This is a genomic window from Micromonospora terminaliae (assembly GCF_009671205.1).
GTDB lineage: Bacteria > Actinomycetota > Actinomycetes > Mycobacteriales > Micromonosporaceae > Micromonospora > Micromonospora terminaliae.
Genome location: NZ_CP045309.1, coordinates 4681803 through 4699000 on the forward strand (window position 1 = coordinate 4681803; position 17198 = coordinate 4699000).

General features: G+C 71.2%; 13 protein-coding genes. 9 read left to right on the top strand and 4 right to left on the bottom strand.

Annotated features, from left to right (window positions below; translation table 11 throughout):
* Nucleotides 1–97 precede the first annotated feature (97 nt).
* From cysC to galT, 3 genes are all read left to right on the top strand, one after another.
* Entirely contained in the window at nucleotides 98–1627 is a 1530-nt protein-coding gene (cysC, locus tag GCE86_RS21415; protein WP_154228612.1) for an adenylyl-sulfate kinase, read from the top strand.
* Between the two features lie 158 nt (nucleotides 1628–1785).
* Nucleotides 1786–2574: a DeoR/GlpR family DNA-binding transcription regulator gene (locus GCE86_RS21420; protein WP_154228613.1), complete on the top strand. Its 789-nt coding sequence runs from the start codon at nucleotides 1786–1788 to the stop codon at nucleotides 2572–2574.
* The gene (gene galT / locus GCE86_RS21425) at nucleotides 2571–3644 is read left to right on the top strand and encodes a galactose-1-phosphate uridylyltransferase (RefSeq protein ID WP_154228614.1); all 1074 of its coding nucleotides are present in this window, start codon (nucleotides 2571–2573) and stop codon (nucleotides 3642–3644) included. Before GCE86_RS21420 ends, galT begins: the two co-directional genes overlap by 4 nt.
* A 261-nt stretch (nucleotides 3645–3905) precedes the next feature.
* On the opposite strand, the gene GCE86_RS21430 is transcribed toward galT, so the two are convergent.
* Nucleotides 3906–5123 carry an NADP-dependent isocitrate dehydrogenase gene (locus GCE86_RS21430; protein WP_154228615.1) on the bottom strand — a complete coding sequence of 406 codons (1218 nt, stop codon included), beginning with the start codon at nucleotides 5121–5123 and terminating at the stop codon, nucleotides 3906–3908.
* 135 nt (nucleotides 5124–5258) lie between these two features.
* On the opposite strand from GCE86_RS21430, the gene GCE86_RS21435 reads away from it, so the two are divergent.
* On the top strand, nucleotides 5259–6089 hold the full coding sequence (locus GCE86_RS21435) for an MBL fold metallo-hydrolase (protein WP_154228616.1): 831 nt from the start codon (nucleotides 5259–5261) through the stop codon (nucleotides 6087–6089).
* Nucleotides 6090–6188: 99 nt separating this feature from the next.
* Here the strand turns inward: GCE86_RS21435 and mdh are convergent, their stop codons facing one another.
* Nucleotides 6189–7139 (bottom strand): malate dehydrogenase, encoded by a 951-nt coding sequence (mdh, locus tag GCE86_RS21440; RefSeq protein ID WP_154228617.1) that lies wholly within the window; start codon nucleotides 7137–7139, stop codon nucleotides 6189–6191.
* A 99-nt stretch (nucleotides 7140–7238) separates the two neighbouring features.
* Nucleotides 7239–8102: a bifunctional methylenetetrahydrofolate dehydrogenase/methenyltetrahydrofolate cyclohydrolase gene (locus GCE86_RS21445; RefSeq protein WP_154228618.1), complete on the bottom strand. Its 864-nt coding sequence runs from the start codon at nucleotides 8100–8102 to the stop codon at nucleotides 7239–7241.
* A 410-nt stretch (nucleotides 8103–8512) separates the two neighbouring features.
* On the opposite strand from GCE86_RS21445, the gene GCE86_RS21450 reads away from it, so the two are divergent.
* The 5 genes from GCE86_RS21450 to GCE86_RS21470 all read left to right on the top strand — a co-directional run bounded on the left by GCE86_RS21450 (nucleotide 8513) and on the right by GCE86_RS21470 (nucleotide 14343).
* Nucleotides 8513–10117: a peptide ABC transporter substrate-binding protein gene (locus tag GCE86_RS21450; protein ID WP_154228619.1), complete on the top strand. Its 1605-nt coding sequence runs from the start codon at nucleotides 8513–8515 to the stop codon at nucleotides 10115–10117.
* A gap of 146 nt (nucleotides 10118–10263) precedes the next feature.
* The gene (locus GCE86_RS21455) at nucleotides 10264–11202 is read left to right on the top strand and encodes an ABC transporter permease (RefSeq protein ID WP_154228620.1); all 939 of its coding nucleotides are present in this window, start codon (nucleotides 10264–10266) and stop codon (nucleotides 11200–11202) included.
* 68 nt (nucleotides 11203–11270) lie between these two features.
* Nucleotides 11271–12227 (top strand): ABC transporter permease, encoded by a 957-nt coding sequence (locus GCE86_RS21460; RefSeq protein WP_154228621.1) that lies wholly within the window; start codon nucleotides 11271–11273, stop codon nucleotides 12225–12227.
* Between the two features lie 66 nt (nucleotides 12228–12293).
* On the top strand, nucleotides 12294–13331 hold the full coding sequence (locus GCE86_RS21465) for an ABC transporter ATP-binding protein (RefSeq protein WP_154228622.1): 1038 nt from the start codon (nucleotides 12294–12296) through the stop codon (nucleotides 13329–13331).
* Entirely contained in the window at nucleotides 13315–14343 is a 1029-nt protein-coding gene (locus GCE86_RS21470) for an ABC transporter ATP-binding protein (RefSeq protein ID WP_154228623.1), read from the top strand. Before GCE86_RS21465 ends, GCE86_RS21470 begins: the two co-directional genes overlap by 17 nt.
* A 70-nt stretch (nucleotides 14344–14413) precedes the next feature.
* Here the strand turns inward: GCE86_RS21470 and GCE86_RS21475 are convergent, their stop codons facing one another.
* On the bottom strand, nucleotides 14414–17047 hold the full coding sequence (locus GCE86_RS21475; RefSeq protein ID WP_154228624.1) for a beta propeller repeat protein: 2634 nt from the start codon (nucleotides 17045–17047) through the stop codon (nucleotides 14414–14416).
* Between the last annotated feature and the right edge of the window lie 151 nt (nucleotides 17048–17198).

Here is a 17198-nt window from a genome sequence, read left to right on the forward strand (position 1 = left end):
CCGGTTTGCCGGCCGGTGACCGGGAGGTGGAGTGGCGCTCTCGACCGATCGCCGGTGGGCTGAGAAACTGTGTGCCGGCCGGTGAGTTGGGGGTTTCATGAGCAACGGGTGGGTGCTGCCCGAGGATGTGCTGCGGGACGCGCCGGCGTACGCGCCAAGGCCCGCTGAGCTGGCCGACCTGGGGTTGCTGCTGACCGGGGCGTACGCCCCGCTGACCGGCTTCATGACCCGCGCCGACCTGGCCTCGCTGAGCCGGCGCGGCCGGCTCGCCGACGGCACGCCGTGGCCGGTGCCGGTGACGCTCCAGGTGCCGGCCGCGCTCGTCGAGGGGCTGGTGCTGGACGACCCGCTGCGCCGGGCGCTGGTGCTCACCGACGGCGAGGGCGCGCCGGTGGCCGCGATGGACGTGACCGACGTCTGGCCGGTCCGCGAGGGCACGGTCGGCGTGGGCGGTGCCGTACGCCGGCTCGGCGACGGCGGCCACGGCCCGTTCCAGCGGCTGCGGCGCAGCCCGGAGGAGGTCCGGGGGCTGCTGCCCCCGGGGCGGGTGCTCGGCGTCTTCGCCGACCGTCCGCTGCACCGGCCGCAGCTCGCGCAGATCGCACACGCCGCCCGCACGCTCGGCGCGCACCTGCTGGTGCTGATCCCGGTGGGTGAGGAGGCGACCGGCGGGCTGCCGTCCGAGGCGCTGGTGCGCAGCGTGTTCGCCGCCCGGGACCGGATGCCCCCGGCCACCCTGGTGGCGGTGCCGCTGGCCCGGCGGCGCGACGAGATCAGCGACGCGCTGCTCCGGGCGCGGGTCGCCGCCGCCTACGGGGTGACCCACCTGCTCTCGACCGAGGGCATGCTCTCCGGGGCCGGCCTGCGGGTGCTGGTGCCCCGCGAGCTGGCCTACGACAGCCGTGACGGGCAGTGGCGCTGGCGGGAGGACATCCCGCCGCGCAACCGGAAGCTGGCGCTCAGCCAGGCGGAGATCGACGACCTGCTGGACCGGGGCTTCCCGCTGCCCGAGTGGCACACCCCGCCGGCGGTGGCCAAGGAGCTGGCCCGGGCCCGCCCGCCGCGCCGGCACCGCGGCCTGGTGATCTTCCTGACCGGCCTCTCCGGTTCCGGCAAGTCGACCATCGCCCGCGGTCTCGCCGACCAGCTGCGCGAGGGCGGCGACCGGAGCATCACCCTGCTCGACGGCGACGTGGTGCGCCGGGAGCTCTCGGCCGGGCTGGGCTTCAGCAAGGCCGACCGCGACCTCAACGTGCGCCGGATCGGCTGGGTGGCCGCCGAGATCGCCCGCCACCGGGGTGTGGGCATCTGCTGCCCCATCGCCCCGTACGCGGCGGCCCGGGCCACCGCCCGGGAGATGGCGCACGCCGCCGGTGCGGGCTTCCTGCTGGTGCACGTGGCCACCCCGCTGGAGGTCTGCGAGCAGCGCGACCGCAAGGGCCTGTACGCGCGCGCCCGCGCCGGCCTGATCACCGGGATGACCGGGATCGACGACCCGTACGAGGAGCCGACCGACGCCGACCTGGTGGTGGACACCACCGACATGACCGTCGAGGAGGCGGTCCAGCGGGTGATGGAGCACCTCACCGAGACCGGCTGGGTGGAGCCCCGCCTCCAGCCCGCCTGATCCGGCGCCACCGACGCCCGGCCGCCGCCGCCCCGCGAGGGGACGGCGGCGGTTCCGCGTTCGCTTCCGTTGTCCTCCGTTGCGCGCTAGTGTTCATCTTTGTTGGAACGCGTTCGACCACGTGGAGACGGGGTCGATAGTCGGGAGGTGACGGCGGGGTGCTGGCGCGGCAGCGGCAGGCGGTCATCCTGGAACGGGTCCGCGCCGCCGGGGGCGTCCGGGTCACCGAGCTGGCCGCCGAATTCGGCGTCTCGGACATGACCATCCGGCGCGACCTGGAGACGCTGCACGACCAGGGTCTGCTCGCCAAGGTGCACGGCGGGGCGACGCTGGCCGGCCCCGGCTCGACCGACGAGCCGGGCTTCCGCGCCAAGTCGGTCCGCCAGTCCGCCGAGAAGGCGGCCATCGCCGAGCGCGCCGCGCAGCTGGTCCGTCCCGGCGCCGCCGTCGCGCTCTCGGCCGGCACCACCACCGCCGAGCTGGCCCGCCGCCTGACCGACGTGCCGGGCCTCACCGTGGTGACGAACTCCCTGCCGGTGGCCGAGATCCTGCACGTCGGCGGTCGGCCGGACCAGACCGTCGTGCTCACCGGCGGGGTGCGCACCCCCTCGGACGCGCTGGTCGGCCCGCTGGCCGTGGCCGCGATCGGCGCGCTCCACCTGGACCTGCTCTTCCTCGGCGTGCACGGGATCAGCGAACGGGCCGGGTTCACCACCCCCAACCTCATGGAGGCGGACACCGACCGGGCCCTGGTGGCGGCCGCCGACCGGCTCGTGGTGCTCGCCGACCACAGCAAGTGGGGCACGGTCGGCATCTCCTCGATCGTCGGCCTGGACGCGGCGGACGTGCTGGTCAGCGACGACCGGTTGGGGGTCGACGCGCGACGGGTACTCGAGGACAGGGTGGGCGAACTGGTGATCGTGCGGGGCACGGAGGGTGCGGAGTGAAGCGTACGCAGATCGAGCTGGCCGACGGCCGCGAGTTGATCTACTTCGACGAGCGGGACGACGCGGTGCGTGACCAGCCGGACCGGCGGGAGCTGCCCCCGCCCCCGCACGCGTCGCAGCTCCGGTACGACCCGCTGACCGACGAGTGGGTGGCGGTCGCCGTGCACCGGCAGACCCGCACATTCCTTCCCCCGGCCGACCAGTGCCCGCTCTGCCCCTCCCGGGGCGACCGGCTCAGCGAGATCCCCGCCCCCGACTACGACGTGGTCGTCTTCGAGAACCGGTTCCCGTCGCTGAGCCAGCGGGTCGCCGAGGAGCCGGCCGAGATCACCCCGTTCACGCCGGTCCGCCCCGGGCGGGGCAAGTGCGAGGTGGTCTGCTTCACCGACGACCACAACGCCTCGTTCGCCAGCCTCTCCCCCGGCCGGGTGCGCACCGTTCTCGACGCCATCGCCGACCGCACGACCGCGCTGGGCGAGCTGCCCGGGGTGGAGCAGATCTTCCCGTTCGAGAACCGGGGCGTGGAGATCGGGGTGACGCTGCACCACCCGCACGGCCAGATCTACGCGTACCCGTTCGTCACGCCCCGGACCCGGACCATGCTGGCCGCCGCCCGGCGGCACTTCGAGCGCACCGGGGGCAACCTCTACGCCGACGTGCTCGCCGCCGAACGCGCCGCCGGCGACCGGGTGGTGGCGAGCAACCAGCACTGGACGGCGTACGTGCCGGCGGCGGCCCGCTGGCCGTTCGAGGTGCACGTGGCCCCGCACCGCCCGGTGCCCGACATCCCGGCCCTGGACGACGCCGAGCGCGACGCCTTCGGGCCGCTCTACCTCGACGTGCTCCGCCGCTTCGACGGGCTCTTCGACCTGCCGATGCCCTACATCGCGGCCTGGCACCAGGCCCCGGTGCACGTCGACCGCGAGCTGGGGCACCTGCACCTGCAGTTGTTCAGCATCCGGCGCGCCAAGGACAAGCTGAAGTACCTGGCCGGCTCCGAGTCGGGGATGGGCGTGTTCATCAACGACATCGCTCCCGAGCGGGCCGCGGAACTGCTCCGCGCCGCCTGAACCTCCCGCCCCACAACAGGGCGCGGGGGGCCCGGGACAGGGCCCCCCGCGAGGGAAGGGACGGCTGGCTGTGCGTGACAGCCGGGAAGGCTGGCTGATCGGCGCTCAAGCCGCGAGGCGACCGCGGTCAACCTTCCTGGACGGGACTGGCATCACGTCCACCCTGCTCAACGAGGCGCGCCCGTCCCGGGTGACGCCAGGACGCGGACACGACGGAGCCCGCCGGCTCGCGCCGGCGGGCTCCGGTGTGAACGGCGAGGGTCAGGCCGACAGCTTGCGGGCCAGGTTCTCGTCCAGCGCGTTCATGAACTCGTCGGTGGTCAGCCACGGGGCGTCCCGCGAGATGAGCAGCGCGAGGTCCTTGGTCATCTGGCCGCCCTCGACGGTCTCCACGATGACCTGCTCCAGGGTGTTGGCGAACTCGGTGACCGCCGGGGTGCCGTCCAGCTTGCCCCGGTGGGCCAGGCCCCGGGTCCAGGCGTAGATCGAGGCGATCGGGTTGGTCGAGGTCTTCTCGCCCTTCTGGTACTGCCGGTAGTGCCGGGTGACCGTGCCGTGCGCGGCCTCGGCCTCGACGGTACGGCCGTCCGGGGAGAGCAGGACGGAGGTCATCAGGCCCAGCGAGCCGAAGCCCTGCGCGACGGTGTCGGACTGCACGTCACCGTCGTAGTTCTTGCAGGCCCAGACGTAGCCGCCCTCCCATTTGAGCGCGGCGGCGACCATGTCGTCGATGAGCCGGTGCTCGTAGGTGATGCCGGCGGCATCGAACTCGGCCTTGAACTCGTTCTCGAAGACCTCGGCGAACAGGTCCTTGAACCGGCCGTCGTACGCCTTGAGGATGGTGTTCTTGGTCGACAGGTAGACCGGGTACTTGCGGTCCAGGCCGTACCGGAACGAGGCGCGGGCGAAGTCCCGGATCGACTCGTCGTAGTTGTACATGCCCATGGCGATGCCGCCGCCGGGGAAGTTGGCGACCTCCATCTCCATCGGGGCGCCACCGTCGGCCGGGGTGTAGGTGATGGTCACCTTGCCCGGGCCGGGGACGACGAAGTCGGTGGCCTTGTACTGGTCGCCGTGCGCGTGCCGGCCGATGACGATCGGCTTGGTCCAGCCGGGGACCAGCCGCGGCACGTTCGACATGATGATCGGCTCGCGGAAGACCACGCCGCCGAGGATGTTGCGGATGGTGCCGTTCGGCGACCGCCACATCTTCTTCAGGCCGAACTCCTCCACCCGGGCCTCGTCCGGGGTGATGGTGGCGCACTTGACGCCGACGCCGTGCTCTTTGATGGCGTTCGCGGCGTCGACGGTGACCTGGTCGTCGGTCGCGTCGCGGTGCTCAATCGACAGGTCGTAGTAGTGCAGGTCGACGTCGAGGTAGGGCAGGATCAGCTGCTCCCGGATCTGCTTCCAGATGATCCGGGTCATCTCGTCGCCGTCGATCTCCACGACCGGGTTGTTTACCTTGATCTTCGCCATCGGCCGGCGCTCCTCTCGGGGGACACGTGCTCAAGCAGTACGAGCGTACTGGAAACTGACCGGGGCTCCCCAGCCGGCCTCACCCCGAGGGAGAACGGGGTCGCCCGGGACGGGCCGCGGTGACATCCTTCCCGGATGCCGCTCACTCACACGGTCGGGTCTATCACGGTCACCGCGCTGGTCGACGGGGCGGGTCCCTTCTTCCAGCCGCGCGCCGAGGCGTTCCCGGACGCCACCGCCGAGCAGTGGCGCGAGGCCGACCGGCGGGACCCGGAAACAGTCACCCCGGACGGCCGCTGGTGGCTGCCGTTCCGCGCGTTCGCGCTGCGTACCGGGGACGGGCCGGTCACCCTGGTCGACGCCGGGATCGGCCCGGCCGACGCGCTCGCCGCGAGCTGGGCGCCGGTGCCGGGCCGGCTGCCGGCCGAGCTGGCCGCCGCCGGCATCGACCCGGCGGACGTGCGCACCGTCGTGCTCACCCACCTGCACACCGACCACGTCGGCTGGGCGGGCCCGCTCTTCCCGAACGCGGACCACCTGCTGCAGCGCGCCGAGCTGGCCGCGCTGGAGCTGTTCCACCCCGAGCTACCGGCCCGGCTGCTGGGGCCGTTGCGCGCCGCCGGCCAGCTCCGGGTGGTCGACGGCGACACCACCCTGACCCCCGGGGTACGCGTGCTGAGCACCCCCGGTCACACCCCCGGCCACCAGTCGGTGCTGGTGCAGGACGGCGAGAACCGCCTCCTGGTGACGGGCGACCTCCTGGTCCACACCCTCCAGTTGATCGACCCGACGCTGCGCTACGCCCACGAGGAGAACCCGTCCCAGGCCCGCGCCTCCCGCGAGACCCTCCTCAAAACCCTGCCCCCACTGACCCTGGCCACCCCCCATCTGGGCAATCCCTTCACGGCCCTCCCCTCCCCCCACCCCGTTGATCATGAGGTTCGCGGCGGTGTCGATCTCCATTAGTGCCGCCAACCTCATGATCAACGGGGTGCGAGCGCCGGCGGGATGCGCGAAGGGCGGGTCGGCGTCAGCCGGCCCGCCCTTCCGCGGTGGTTCATGGGGTCACATGTTGGCTACGTCGGACTGCTTCGCGCGGACGGCCTCGGCGGCCTCCTTCAGGGCGGCCAGCTCGTCGGCGTCCAGGTCGGTCTCGACGACCCGCTTGACGCCCTCGGCGCCGATCTCGGCCTCGACGCCCAGGTAGACGCCGGAGATGCCGTACTGCCCGTCGACCCAGGCGCAGACCGGCATGACCTCGCCGGAGTCCTCGGCCACGGCCTTGGCCATCCGGGCGGCGGCGGCCGACGGGGCGTAGTACGCCGAGCCGGTCTTCAGCAGGGCCACGACCTCGGCGCCACCGTTGCGGGTCTTGACGACCAGCTCCTCGATCTGCTCGGCCGGCATGGCCTCGCGCAGCGGCTTGCCGTCGACCGTGCTCTTCGACGGGACCGGCACCATGGTGTCGCCGTGCGAGCCCAGGGTCAGGGTCTTCACGGACTTCACCGGGACGTTCAGCGCCTCGGCCACGAAGTTGGTGAAGCGGGCGGTGTCCAGCATGCCGGCCTGGCCGAGCACCCGGTTCTTCGGGAACTGGGTGGCGAGCTGGGCCAGCGCGGTCATCTCGTCGAGCGGGTTGGAGACGACGATGACGACGGCGTTCGGGGCGTACTTGGCGACGTTCTCGGAGACCTGCCGGACGATCTTGGCGTTGGTCTCCAGCAGGTCCATCCGGCTCATGCCGGGCTTGCGGGGCAGGCCGGCGGTGATGACGACGACGTCGGAGCCCTCGATGGCCTCATAACCCTCGCCGTTGGGCCCGGTGGTGACGCCCACGACCTTGGTCTCGAAGCCCTCGACGGCGCGCGACTGGTTGAGGTCCAGCGCGAGACCCGCCGGCTTGCCCTCCACGATGTCGGTGATCACGACGGTGTCGAAGACGTCGTACTCGGCCAGGCGCTGTGCGGTGGTGGAGCCGTAGAAGCCGGCCCCGACGACAGTGACCTTCTTACCCATGGTCGTCCCACTCCCTGATACCAGTCGGTTTTCCGGACCGTATCAGCCATCCTGGCACCGATCGGGCCAGGGGCGGACGGTTATGACGTGCCTGGGCGGTCAGTCCTGCCGCTCGGCCCGCTCCACGACGTTCGTCAGGAGCATGGCCCGGGTCATCGGGCCGACCCCGCCGGGCATCGGCACCAGCTTGCCGGCCACCCCGGCCACCTCCGGGTCGACGTCGCCCGTGTAGCGGCCCTTGCCATCGGCCCCGATCACCCGGGTGATGCCGACGTCGACCACGGTCGCGCCCGGGTTGACCATGTCGGCGGTGAGCAGCCCCGGCACGCCGGCCGCGACGATGACGATGTCGGCCTCCCGGGTCTGCGCGGCGAGGTCCAGCGTGCCGGTGTGGCAGAGGGTCACGGTGGCGTTCTCGCTGCGCCGGGTGAGCAGCAGGCCGAGCGGCCGGCCCACCGTGTTGCCCCGGCCGACCAGCGCGACCTTCGCGCCGCGCAGCGGCACGTCGTGCCGGCGGAGCAGCTCGACGATGCCGCGCGGGGTGCAGGGCAGCGGGGCGTCGTAGCCGAGCACCAGCCGGCCCAGGTTGACCGGGTGCAGGCCGTCGGCGTCCTTGTCCGGGTCGATCAGCTCCAGTGCCCGCTGGGTGTCCAGGTGGGCCGGGAGCGGCAGCTGGACGATGTAGCCGTGGCAGCCGGGGTCGGCGTTCAGCTCGGTCAGCACCGCGTCGAGCTGTTCCTGGGTGGCGTCGGCCGGCAGCTCGCGACGGATCGAGGCGATGCCCACCTCGGCGCAGTCGCGGTGCTTGCCGTTGACGTACGCCTGGGAGCCGGGGTCCTCGCCCACCAGGACGGTGCCGAGCCCGGGGGTGATGCCGCGCTCCGCCAGCGCCTTGACCCGTGTCCGCAGCTCGTCCTTGATCTCCGCCGCGGTCGCCTTGCCGTCCAGGATCGTCGCCGTCACGAATGGATCGTCTCACGCTCCGGGGCCGCCCGGCCGACGACGGCAAAGGGTGACGAACTGTGACGTGGGGATAGTCACTGAGAGTCACCAAATGTGCCTCGCACCACAGGCCGGGACCGGCAGATCGCGCCGGACGCGACGCGCCGGACGGCGGTGCCGAAACCACCCGAGCGCCTCGTGACCTCCACGGACGGCACGGCCGGGCGGCGACGAAGACCCTGGTAGAGGCGCTGGGAAGTTTTGCCGTAGCAGGCCGGCCCGGCGATGACAAGCCCGGTCCGCACGTTCTGTTATCGGTTCGCAACGCTCTCGTTGTCGAAGCGCCGATCGCGACCTACCGTTACCGCTCGTTGCGCAGCGTCACCCAGCGCCGGGCCTGACTGCGCAGCGTGAGGAGATGAGGAGAGTTCATGCGTGTTCGTAGACTCGCCGCCTGGACCGCCCTCCCGCTCGTGGTGACGCTGGGCCTGGCGGCCTGCGGCAGCGGCGGGGACGGCGGATCGAGCGGTGGCCAGGACGCGGCGGTCAGTATCCAGATTTCCGAGCCGCAGCACCTGGTCCCGACCAACACCACCGAAACGTCCGGCTCGCAGGTGCTCGCCGGCCTGTTCAGCCCGCTCGTCGACTACGACGCGCAGAACAAGCCGTACGAGGTCGCGGCCCAGTCGGTGACGTCGTCCGACAACAACAAGGTCTGGACGATCAAGCTCAAGGACGGGTTCACCTTCCACAACGGTGAGAAGGTCACGTCCGACGACTACATCAACGCCTGGAACTACGGCGCGTACGCGCCCAACGGCCAGGGCGCCAGCTACTTCTTCGAGAAGATCGCCGGCTACCAGGACCTGCAGGGCGAGAAGCCGAAGGCCAAGACGATGTCCGGCCTCAAGAAGGTCGACGACCTCACCTTCCAGGTGACGCTGGCCGAGCCGTACATCGACTTCAAGTCCATGCTCGGCTACACCGCGTTCTACCCGCTGCCGGAGGCCGCGTTCTCCGCGCCGGGCGTGCTCAACGACTCGTACGAGCAGGCGCCGATCGGCCAGGGCCCGTTCAAGATGAAGGGCACCTGGCAGCACGACAGCAAGCTCGACGTCGAGCGCTACGACGCGTACCCGGGCGAGAAGCCCCAGGTGAAGGACGTCGAGTTCCGGGTCTACCAGCAGCTCACCGCGGCGTACTCGGACCTGCAGTCGGACAACCTCGACGTGCTGCCGACGATCCCGACCGAGAACCTGAGCACCGCGCAGAGCGACCTGGGCGAGAACTACCAGACCAGCCCGATGTCGTCGTTCCAGTTCCTGGCCTTCCCCACCTTCGAGAAGGACTACAGCAAGCCGGACGTGCGCAAGGCCATCTCGATGGCGATCGACCGTGACGAGATCACCAAGTCGATCTTCAAGGGCTCGCAGCAGTCGGCCCGCTCGTTCGTCTCGCCGGTCCTGCCGGGCTACCGGGACAACACCACCGGCGCCGCCGGTCAGTTCAACCCGACCGAGGCCAAGAAGCTCTACCAGGCCGCCGGTGGCCCGTCGAAGATCACCATCTCCTACAACGGGGACGGCGGTCACAAGGACTGGGTCGACGCGACCTGCAACCAGCTCAAGGCCAACCTGGGCGTCGACTGCGTCGGCTCGGCCGAGCCGAAGTTCGCCGACCTGCTGACCAAGGTCGAGAAGAAGCAGCCGGTGGGCCTGTTCCGGATGGGCTGGGTCATGGACTACCCGTCCATGGAGGACTACCTCGGCCCGCTGTACAGCACCAACGGTTCGTCGAACTACTACGGCTACAGCAACCCCGAGTTCGACCGCCTGGTCAAGGAGGGCGCGGCCGCGCCGACCCAGGCCGAGGCGATCAAGAAGTACCAGCAGGCCGAGGACATCCTGGCCAAGGACATGCCGGTGATCCCGCTCCGCTTCGGCGAGAACGTGTACGGGCACTCCAGCAAGGTCAAGAACGTCCAGATGGACCTGTTCCAGCGGGTCAACCTCGTCAAGATCGAGGCGGCCGGCTGACCTGACCGCGGCACGGGCCACCCGGGGCGACCCGGGTGGCCCGGACCACGTGAGGGGCCGGGCCGGGGGCACCGGCCGCCGATTTCCGGTACGCCAGAGATGTCATCCAGCGCACCATTCGCGTTTTTCCAGAGAGACTGGGAAGCATGTTCCGCTTCATCCTGCGGCGCCTCCTGCAGATGGTCCTCGCGTTCTTCGGGACCACGCTGATCGTCTACGCGCTGATGTTCGCCGGGCAGAGCGACCCGATCCAGGCCCTCGCCGGGGAGCGGCCGGTGACGGCGGCCCAGCGGGCATACCTGACGGAGAAGTACCACCTGGACCAGACCGGCGTGGGCGGCTTCTTCTACCGCTACCTCGACTACGTGAAGAACCTGCTCCAGGGCGACCTGGGCCAGTCGCTCACGGGCCGGCAGATCGGCGACATCCTCCAGCAGGCCTGGCCGGTCACCGTGCGCCTGGCGCTCATCGCGCTGGCCGTGGCCATCATCTTCGGCGTCACCGCCGGTGTGATCGCCGGCATCCGCCGGGCCGGCGTCTTCGACAACTCGACGCTGGTGCTCACCCTGCTGGTGCTGGGCATCCCGACCATCGTCCTGGCCCCGATCGCGCAGTACTTCCTCGGCGTCAGGTGGCAGCTCTTCCCGCCCACCGCCGGGGCCCAGCCGAGCTTCTACGCACTGCTGCTGCCCGGCATCGTGCTCGGCTCGCTGTCGCTGGCCACCGCCCTGCGGCTGACCCGTACCTCGGTGGCCGAGAACCTGCGCGCCGACTACGTCCGGACCGCGCGGTCGAAGGGCCTGGTCAAGCGGCGCATCGTGAGCGTCCACGTGCTGCGCAACTCGCTCATCCCGGTGGTCACCTTCCTCGGCGTCGAGCTGGGCAACCTGATGAGCGGCGCGATCATCACCGAGGGCGTGTTCAACATCCCCGGCGTGGGCTTCAACCTCTTCCGCGGCATCCGCACCGAGGACGGCCCGCTGGTGGTGGGCATCGTCAGCGTGCTCGTCGTGGTCTACCTCCTCTCCAACCTGGTGGTGGACGTGCTCTACGCCGTACTCGACCCGAGGATCCGCTATGAGTGAGCGCAGCGAACGAATCGCCGACGCAGTGTGGTCGCTCGTGACCGCGCCGAGCCGAGCGAGGTGCGGGCATGAGTGACTTCGAGACTGTCGCGGCCACCGAGGACCAGGCCGCGCGGCGGGGCGTCTCCGGGGAGCCCGCCACCCCCGACCGGATCGGCGCGCCCCAGCGGGCGCGCAGCCTCGCCGGCGACGCCTGGCGGGACCTGCGCCGCAACCCGATCTTCTGGGTGAGCCTGGCGCTGGTCGTGGTGGCCGCCGCGATGGCCGCCGTGCCGTCGCTGTTCACGGCCAACGATCCGCGGGACTGCCTGCTCTCCCGGCAGCACGCCGGGCCGTCCGGCGGGGCCGTCTTCGGGTACGACTTCCAGGGCTGCGACGTGTACGCCCGGGCGGTCTACGGCACCCGCGCCTCCCTCCTCGTCGGCGCCCTCGCCGCGCTGGCCACCGGCGTGATCGCGCTGGTCGTCGGCATGCTGGCCGGCTACTTCGGCGGCTGGGTGGACGCGGTGCTCTCCCGCGTGATCGACATCGTGCTCGGCATCCCGCTGCTGCTCGCCGCGATCGTGCTGCTCAAGCGGCTCAGCACCAGCAGCGACAACGTCCGGCTGTTCGCCGTGATCTTCGTGCTGGCGGTGCTCGGCTGGACCACCGCGGCCCGGGTGATCCGCTCCTCGGTGATCACCGCCAAGGAGCAGGACTACGTCTCCGCGGCCCGGATGCTCGGCGCCAGCAACGGCCGGATCATGTGGCGGCACATCCTGCCGAACGCCCTCGCCCCGGCGATCGTGGTGCTCACCATCGCGTTGGGCTCGTTCATCGCGGCTGAGGCGACGCTGAGCTTCCTCGGCATCGGCCTGAAGGCCCCGACCATCTCCTGGGGCCAGGACATCGACACCGGCCGCATCCACATGCGAGAGGCGGCGACCCCGCTGATCGTGCCCTCGGCCTTCCTCGCGCTGACCGTGCTCGCCTTCATCATGCTGGGCGACGCGATCCGCGACGCCTTCGACCCGAAGCTCCGGTGAGGAACCCGTGCGAGCGCGAGGAGTGAGCGAAGCGAGCCCCGCAGTCGCGAGCGAAAGGCAGACTCTGTGACCCAGTCCGCGGTCCGGCCCACGCCGGCCTCCCCCACCCCGCCCGGCGGCCACCTGCTCGACGTCCGGGACCTGCACGTCGAGTTCCGCACCCGCGAGGGCGTGGCCAGGGTGATCAACGGGGTGTCGTACCACCTCGACGCCGGCGAGACCCTGGCCGTGCTCGGCGAGTCCGGCTCCGGCAAGTCGGTGACCGCCCAGGCGATCATGGGCATCCTGGACACGCCTCCGGCGCACGTCACCTCGGGCCAGATCCTCTACCAGGGCCGGGACCTGCTGGCCCAGTCCGAGGAGCAGCGCCGGCAGGTGCGCGGCAAGGAGATCGCGATGATCTTCCAGGACGCGCTGTCGGCGTTGAACCCGGTCTTCCCGGTCGGCTGGCAGATCGGCGAGACGCTGCGCCAGCGGGAGGGGATGTCCCGGGGCGGCGCCCGCCGGCGGGCCGTCGAGCTCATGGACCTCGTGAAGATCCCCGCGGCTGCGAAGCGGCTCGGCGACTACCCGCACCAGTTCTCCGGCGGCATGCGGCAGCGCGTCATGATCGCCATGGCGCTCGCCCTGGACCCGAAGGTGCTGATCGCCGACGAGCCCACCACGGCGCTGGACGTCACCGTGCAGGCCCAGATCATGGACCTGCTGGCCGACCTGCGCCGCGACCTGAACATGGCGATGATCCTGATCACCCACGACCTCGGCGTGGTCGCCGGCGTCGCGGACCGGATCGCCGTCATGTACGCCGGCCGGATCGTCGAGCACGCCGACGTGCGCTCGCTGTACCGGGCGCCGGCCCACCCGTACACCAAGGGGTTGCTGGAGTCGATCCCGCGCCTGGACGTCCGCGGCCAGGCCCTGTCGACGATCAAGGGGTTGCCGCCGAACCTCATGCGGATCCCCTCCGGCTGCCCGTTCCACCCCCGGTGCCCGTACGTGCAGCAGGTCTGCGTGGACGTGGTGCCGCACGACCTGGTCCTCGGCGACGGCCGGACCAGCGCGTGCCACTTCGCGCAGGAGGTTCGTGATGACAGCGCCCGCTAGCCCGACCAAGGTCCGCGGCGAGACCATCCTCTCCGTCGACAACGTGGTGAAGCACTTCCCGATCAGCCGGGGCGTGCTGTTCCAGAAGCAGATCGGCGCGGTCAAGGCGGTCGACGGGGTCAGCTTCGAGCTGCGCCGCGGCGAGACGCTCGGCGTGGTCGGCGAATCCGGCTGCGGCAAGTCGACCCTGGCCCGGCTGCTCATGCGCCTGGAGACGCCGACCAGCGGCCGGGCCACCCTGGAGGGCCGGGACCTGTTCAAGGCGTCCGGCTCCGAGCTGCGCCGGCTGCGCCGCAACATGCAGATGGTGATGCAGGACCCGTACACCTCGCTCAACCCGCGGATGACGGTCGGCGACATCATCGGCGAGCCGTTCTCGATCCACCCCGAGGCGGCGCCGAAGGGCAGCCGGCAGCGGCGCGTGCAGGAGCTGCTGGACGTGGTCGGGCTGAACCCCGAGCACATCAACCGCTACCCGCACCAGTTCTCCGGCGGCCAGCGTCAGCGCATCGGCATCGCCCGGGCGCTGGCCCTGCGGCCGGAGGTCATCGTCTGCGACGAGCCGGTGTCGGCCCTGGACGTCTCCATCCAGGCCCAGGTGATCAACCTGCTGGAGCAGCTCCAGGACGAGTTCGGGCTGTCGTACATCTTCATCGCGCACGACCTGTCGGTGGTCCGGCACATCTCCGACCGGGTCGCGGTCATGTACCTCGGCAAGATCGTCGAGATCGGCACCGAGGAGGAGATCTACGAGCGGGCGACCCACCCGTACACCCAGGCGCTGCTCTCCGCGGTGCCGGTGCCGGACCCGGACGCCCGCGAGGAGCGGACCATCATCCGGCTCACCGGCGATGTGCCCAGCCCGGCCGACCCGCCGTCGGGCTGCCGGTTCCGCACCCGCTGCTGGAAGGCGCAGGAGGTCTGCGCCACCCAGGAGCCGCACACGGTGCTCCGCGCGGCCGACCCGCACCCCTCGGCCTGCCACTTCGCCGAGGTACGCCCCGGCGCCTGAGCCCCGCGCACGACGGAGGCCCCGTCCCCCGGAGGAAGGGGGGACGGGGCCTCTGCACGGGGCGTCCCGGTCAGAGCTGGGCGAGGGGGAACGCCCAGATGCCGCGGCCGTGGGTCGCGACGTAGACCGAGTTGTCGGCCGCGTTGTACTCGACGTCCATGCCGACGGTCAGCGGCAGGCCGGCGCCGAGCCGCTGCCAGGCGGTGGCGCCCGGAGCGCGGTAGAACGTGGCCAGGTCGGTGGCCAGCACCAGACCTCCGTTGGACAGCTCCTTGATCGAGCTGGCCGGCACGTCCGGCAGGTTCGCCGAGACGTCCTTCCAGGTCGCGCCCGCGTCGGTGGTCTCAAAGACGTGGCCGAAGCCGGCGCCCGGACCCTCGGTGAAGCGGCGGGAGAAGCCGTTCACGGCGACGTAGGCGTGCGACGGGTTCGCCGGGTCGATCCCGACGCCCTGGAGGAACCGGTTGGGGAAGTCACCCGGCAGGGTGACCTGGTGCCAGCTCGCCGGGTCGGTGACCTTGCCGACCGCGAGGCCCCGGGCGAAGCCGGCGTTGTTGCAGGGGCCGCACCAGCCGACGTACGCGGTGCCGCCGGAGACCGCCACCGAGGTGGCGGTGTGACCGGCGCCCAGGTCGAACACGTTGGTCCAGCCCTTGCCGTTCTGGATCGAGTAGCCCTTGGTGTTGACCCAGACGTGCTGCCCACCGGCGACCCAGACGTTCGCGTCGTGGTCGTCGGGCGCGAACGGCGCGATGAACCGGGCCAGCTCGTCGCCGGGCGCGTTGGTGTACGGCTGGATGTCCCGCGAGGTGGAGTCCGCCTGCGTGCCCGAGCCGGTGTTGGCGTTGCAGTTCTCGGTCACCCGCATGGCCAGGTTGGTGTACTCCTGGACCTGCCGGCAGCCGTTCGCCGGGTCGGCCTGGGAGTCGCCGCCGTCACCGCCGAAGTGCGAGCCCATCACGGTGTCGCCGGGGCGCAGGATCGAGGTGCCGTTGTCCTGGAGGCCGCCGGAGACGATGGTGCCGGCCTTCGCCGGGTCCTTGCCCAGCGCCACCGAGTAGTACTGGAGCGCGTCGATGGCGCCGTCGTTGAGGCTCTGCCAGTCGGTGGCGTGCCCGTCCCGGTCGGTCTTCCCGTTGATCGGCCGCCGGTAGACGCCGCCGTCGTTGCCGACGTAGACGAAACCGTTGCCCACGGCCACCGAGTGCTGGTCGGAGTGGGTGGTCTTGCTGCAGGTGTTCTGCGCGTCGTGGATGTTCCAGCAGGGGAAGTTGAAGTTCCAGTACGGGCCGACGGTCTTCCAGTTGGCGCCGGCGTCGGTCGACTCGTAGACCTCCTCGAGGCCCGCCCAGAGGTGGTTCGGGTTGGCCGGGTCCACCGCCAGGAACTGGTTGTACCAGGCCTGGATGCCCGGGCCGTAGCCCTTGCCCATCACGGTCTGCTTGAGCGCAGAGCCGGAGTTGCCCAGCTTCGACGAGTCGGCGATCTTGTTCCAGGGGCCGGCCGGGTTGCCGGTGTTGGAGACGTAGATGCCGTCGAGGTAGCTGTTCACGTTGCCGGCCGGCTTGTTGAGCAGCTTCGGCGACTGGTTGATCGCGTACAGCTTGCCGCCGTCGGCGGAGAAGGCGAACGTCACGTAGCCGATGTCGTCGGCCGGCATGGCGCCGGTCGGGTTGACCTTCGCCCAGCCGCCGGCCGTGTAGTCGGCGGTCTCGTAGAAGCCGTTGTAGCTGTCGCCGGAGCGCCAGGCGGAGGCCGCGATCACGTGCTTCGGGTTGCGCGGGTCCTGGGCCACGTCGTTGACGATGTTCTTGTACGCGGCGTTCGCGTCTCCAGCCTTCGCCCCGCCCGGCAGGTATTCCGCGTTCGGCGCGAACTCCAGCTTCCAGGCGCCCGAGGTGCTGCCCATCGCGTGCGAGAACAGGCCCCGGTTGGTGGCGACCCAGACCTTGCCGTCGAAGAAGCGCAGCTTGTTGATGACCGTGCTCTCCAGCTCGGTCCCGCCGACCCGGTCGGTCGCCTTGAACGCGCCGGACTTCGGGTCGGCCAGCCGGTAGACGCCGGCGCCGACGTACGAGGTGCCGCCGGTGTTGCCCTCGCCGGTCGCGTACCAGAGCGAACCGTCGCCGGCCAGCACGACGTCGCCGCTGGACAGGGTGGGCAGCGCGTCCGTGATCGGCGTCCAGCTCCCGCCGCCGATCGAGGAACGCCACACGCCGCCGTCCGCGCCGGCCGCGTACACGTGGCCGCTGTTGTCCGACGCGAGGCCCGTGATCCGGCCGGTGACCAGGCCCGCGCCCCCGGACGAGTTGGACGCGTAGTCGCGGTAGCGCGGGTCGTCGCCGTCGTACTTGATCTTCGTGACCTCGCGCCAGTTGCCCTTGGTGACGGGCATCGCGTTGAGCTGGCTCAACGCGTTGGCGTACGCCCCCGGCGCGACGATGCCCGGGGCGTAGCGGGCCTGGGCGAACTGCTCGGCGATGGTGCGGGCCTCGAAGGCCTCCTCGCCGGCCTCCTCCGACGACTCGCCGGCGGCCATCTCCATGAACTCTCTGGGGTGCCAGGGCATGTTGGCGCCCGGCTCGTCGGCCAGGCCCAGCTTCTCCTGCACCTCGTGGTTGGTGGCGACCACGCCACCGAGCGCGGCGGTGAGCACCAGCGCGCCCGCTATCGTCGCCGGCCTGCGCCAGCGTGACTGCGACATGTGAATCCTCCCGGATTCGAGGGGGTACGGGCCTGCGGCCCGGGATGGAAGACGAGGGACGGATGACGCACGACGGCGCCACCGCGGTCGGACGGTCACCGTCCGAGAGGGACCCCGAGCCGGCGGAACGCCCGGACGGACCTCGGGTCAC

What these genes read in the sequence shown, in the direction of transcription:
- cysC (WP_154228612.1), top strand. Translation starts at nt 98, where the DNA reads ATGAGCAACGGGTGGGTGCTGCCCGAGGATGTGCTGCGGGACGCGCCG.
- GCE86_RS21430 (WP_154228615.1), bottom strand. Translation starts at nt 5,123, where the DNA reads ATGGCGAAGATCAAGGTAAACAACCCGGTCGTGGAGATCGACGGCGAC.
- GCE86_RS21435 (WP_154228616.1), top strand. Translation starts at nt 5,259, where the DNA reads ATGCCGCTCACTCACACGGTCGGGTCTATCACGGTCACCGCGCTGGTC.
- mdh (WP_154228617.1), bottom strand. Translation starts at nt 7,139, where the DNA reads ATGGGTAAGAAGGTCACTGTCGTCGGGGCCGGCTTCTACGGCTCCACC.
- GCE86_RS21450 (WP_154228619.1), top strand. Translation starts at nt 8,513, where the DNA reads ATGCGTGTTCGTAGACTCGCCGCCTGGACCGCCCTCCCGCTCGTGGTG.
- GCE86_RS21455 (WP_154228620.1), top strand. Translation starts at nt 10,264, where the DNA reads ATGTTCCGCTTCATCCTGCGGCGCCTCCTGCAGATGGTCCTCGCGTTC.
- GCE86_RS21460 (WP_154228621.1), top strand. Translation starts at nt 11,271, where the DNA reads ATGAGTGACTTCGAGACTGTCGCGGCCACCGAGGACCAGGCCGCGCGG.
- GCE86_RS21470 (WP_154228623.1), top strand. Translation starts at nt 13,315, where the DNA reads ATGACAGCGCCCGCTAGCCCGACCAAGGTCCGCGGCGAGACCATCCTC.
- GCE86_RS21475 (WP_154228624.1), bottom strand. Translation starts at nt 17,047, where the DNA reads ATGTCGCAGTCACGCTGGCGCAGGCCGGCGACGATAGCGGGCGCGCTG.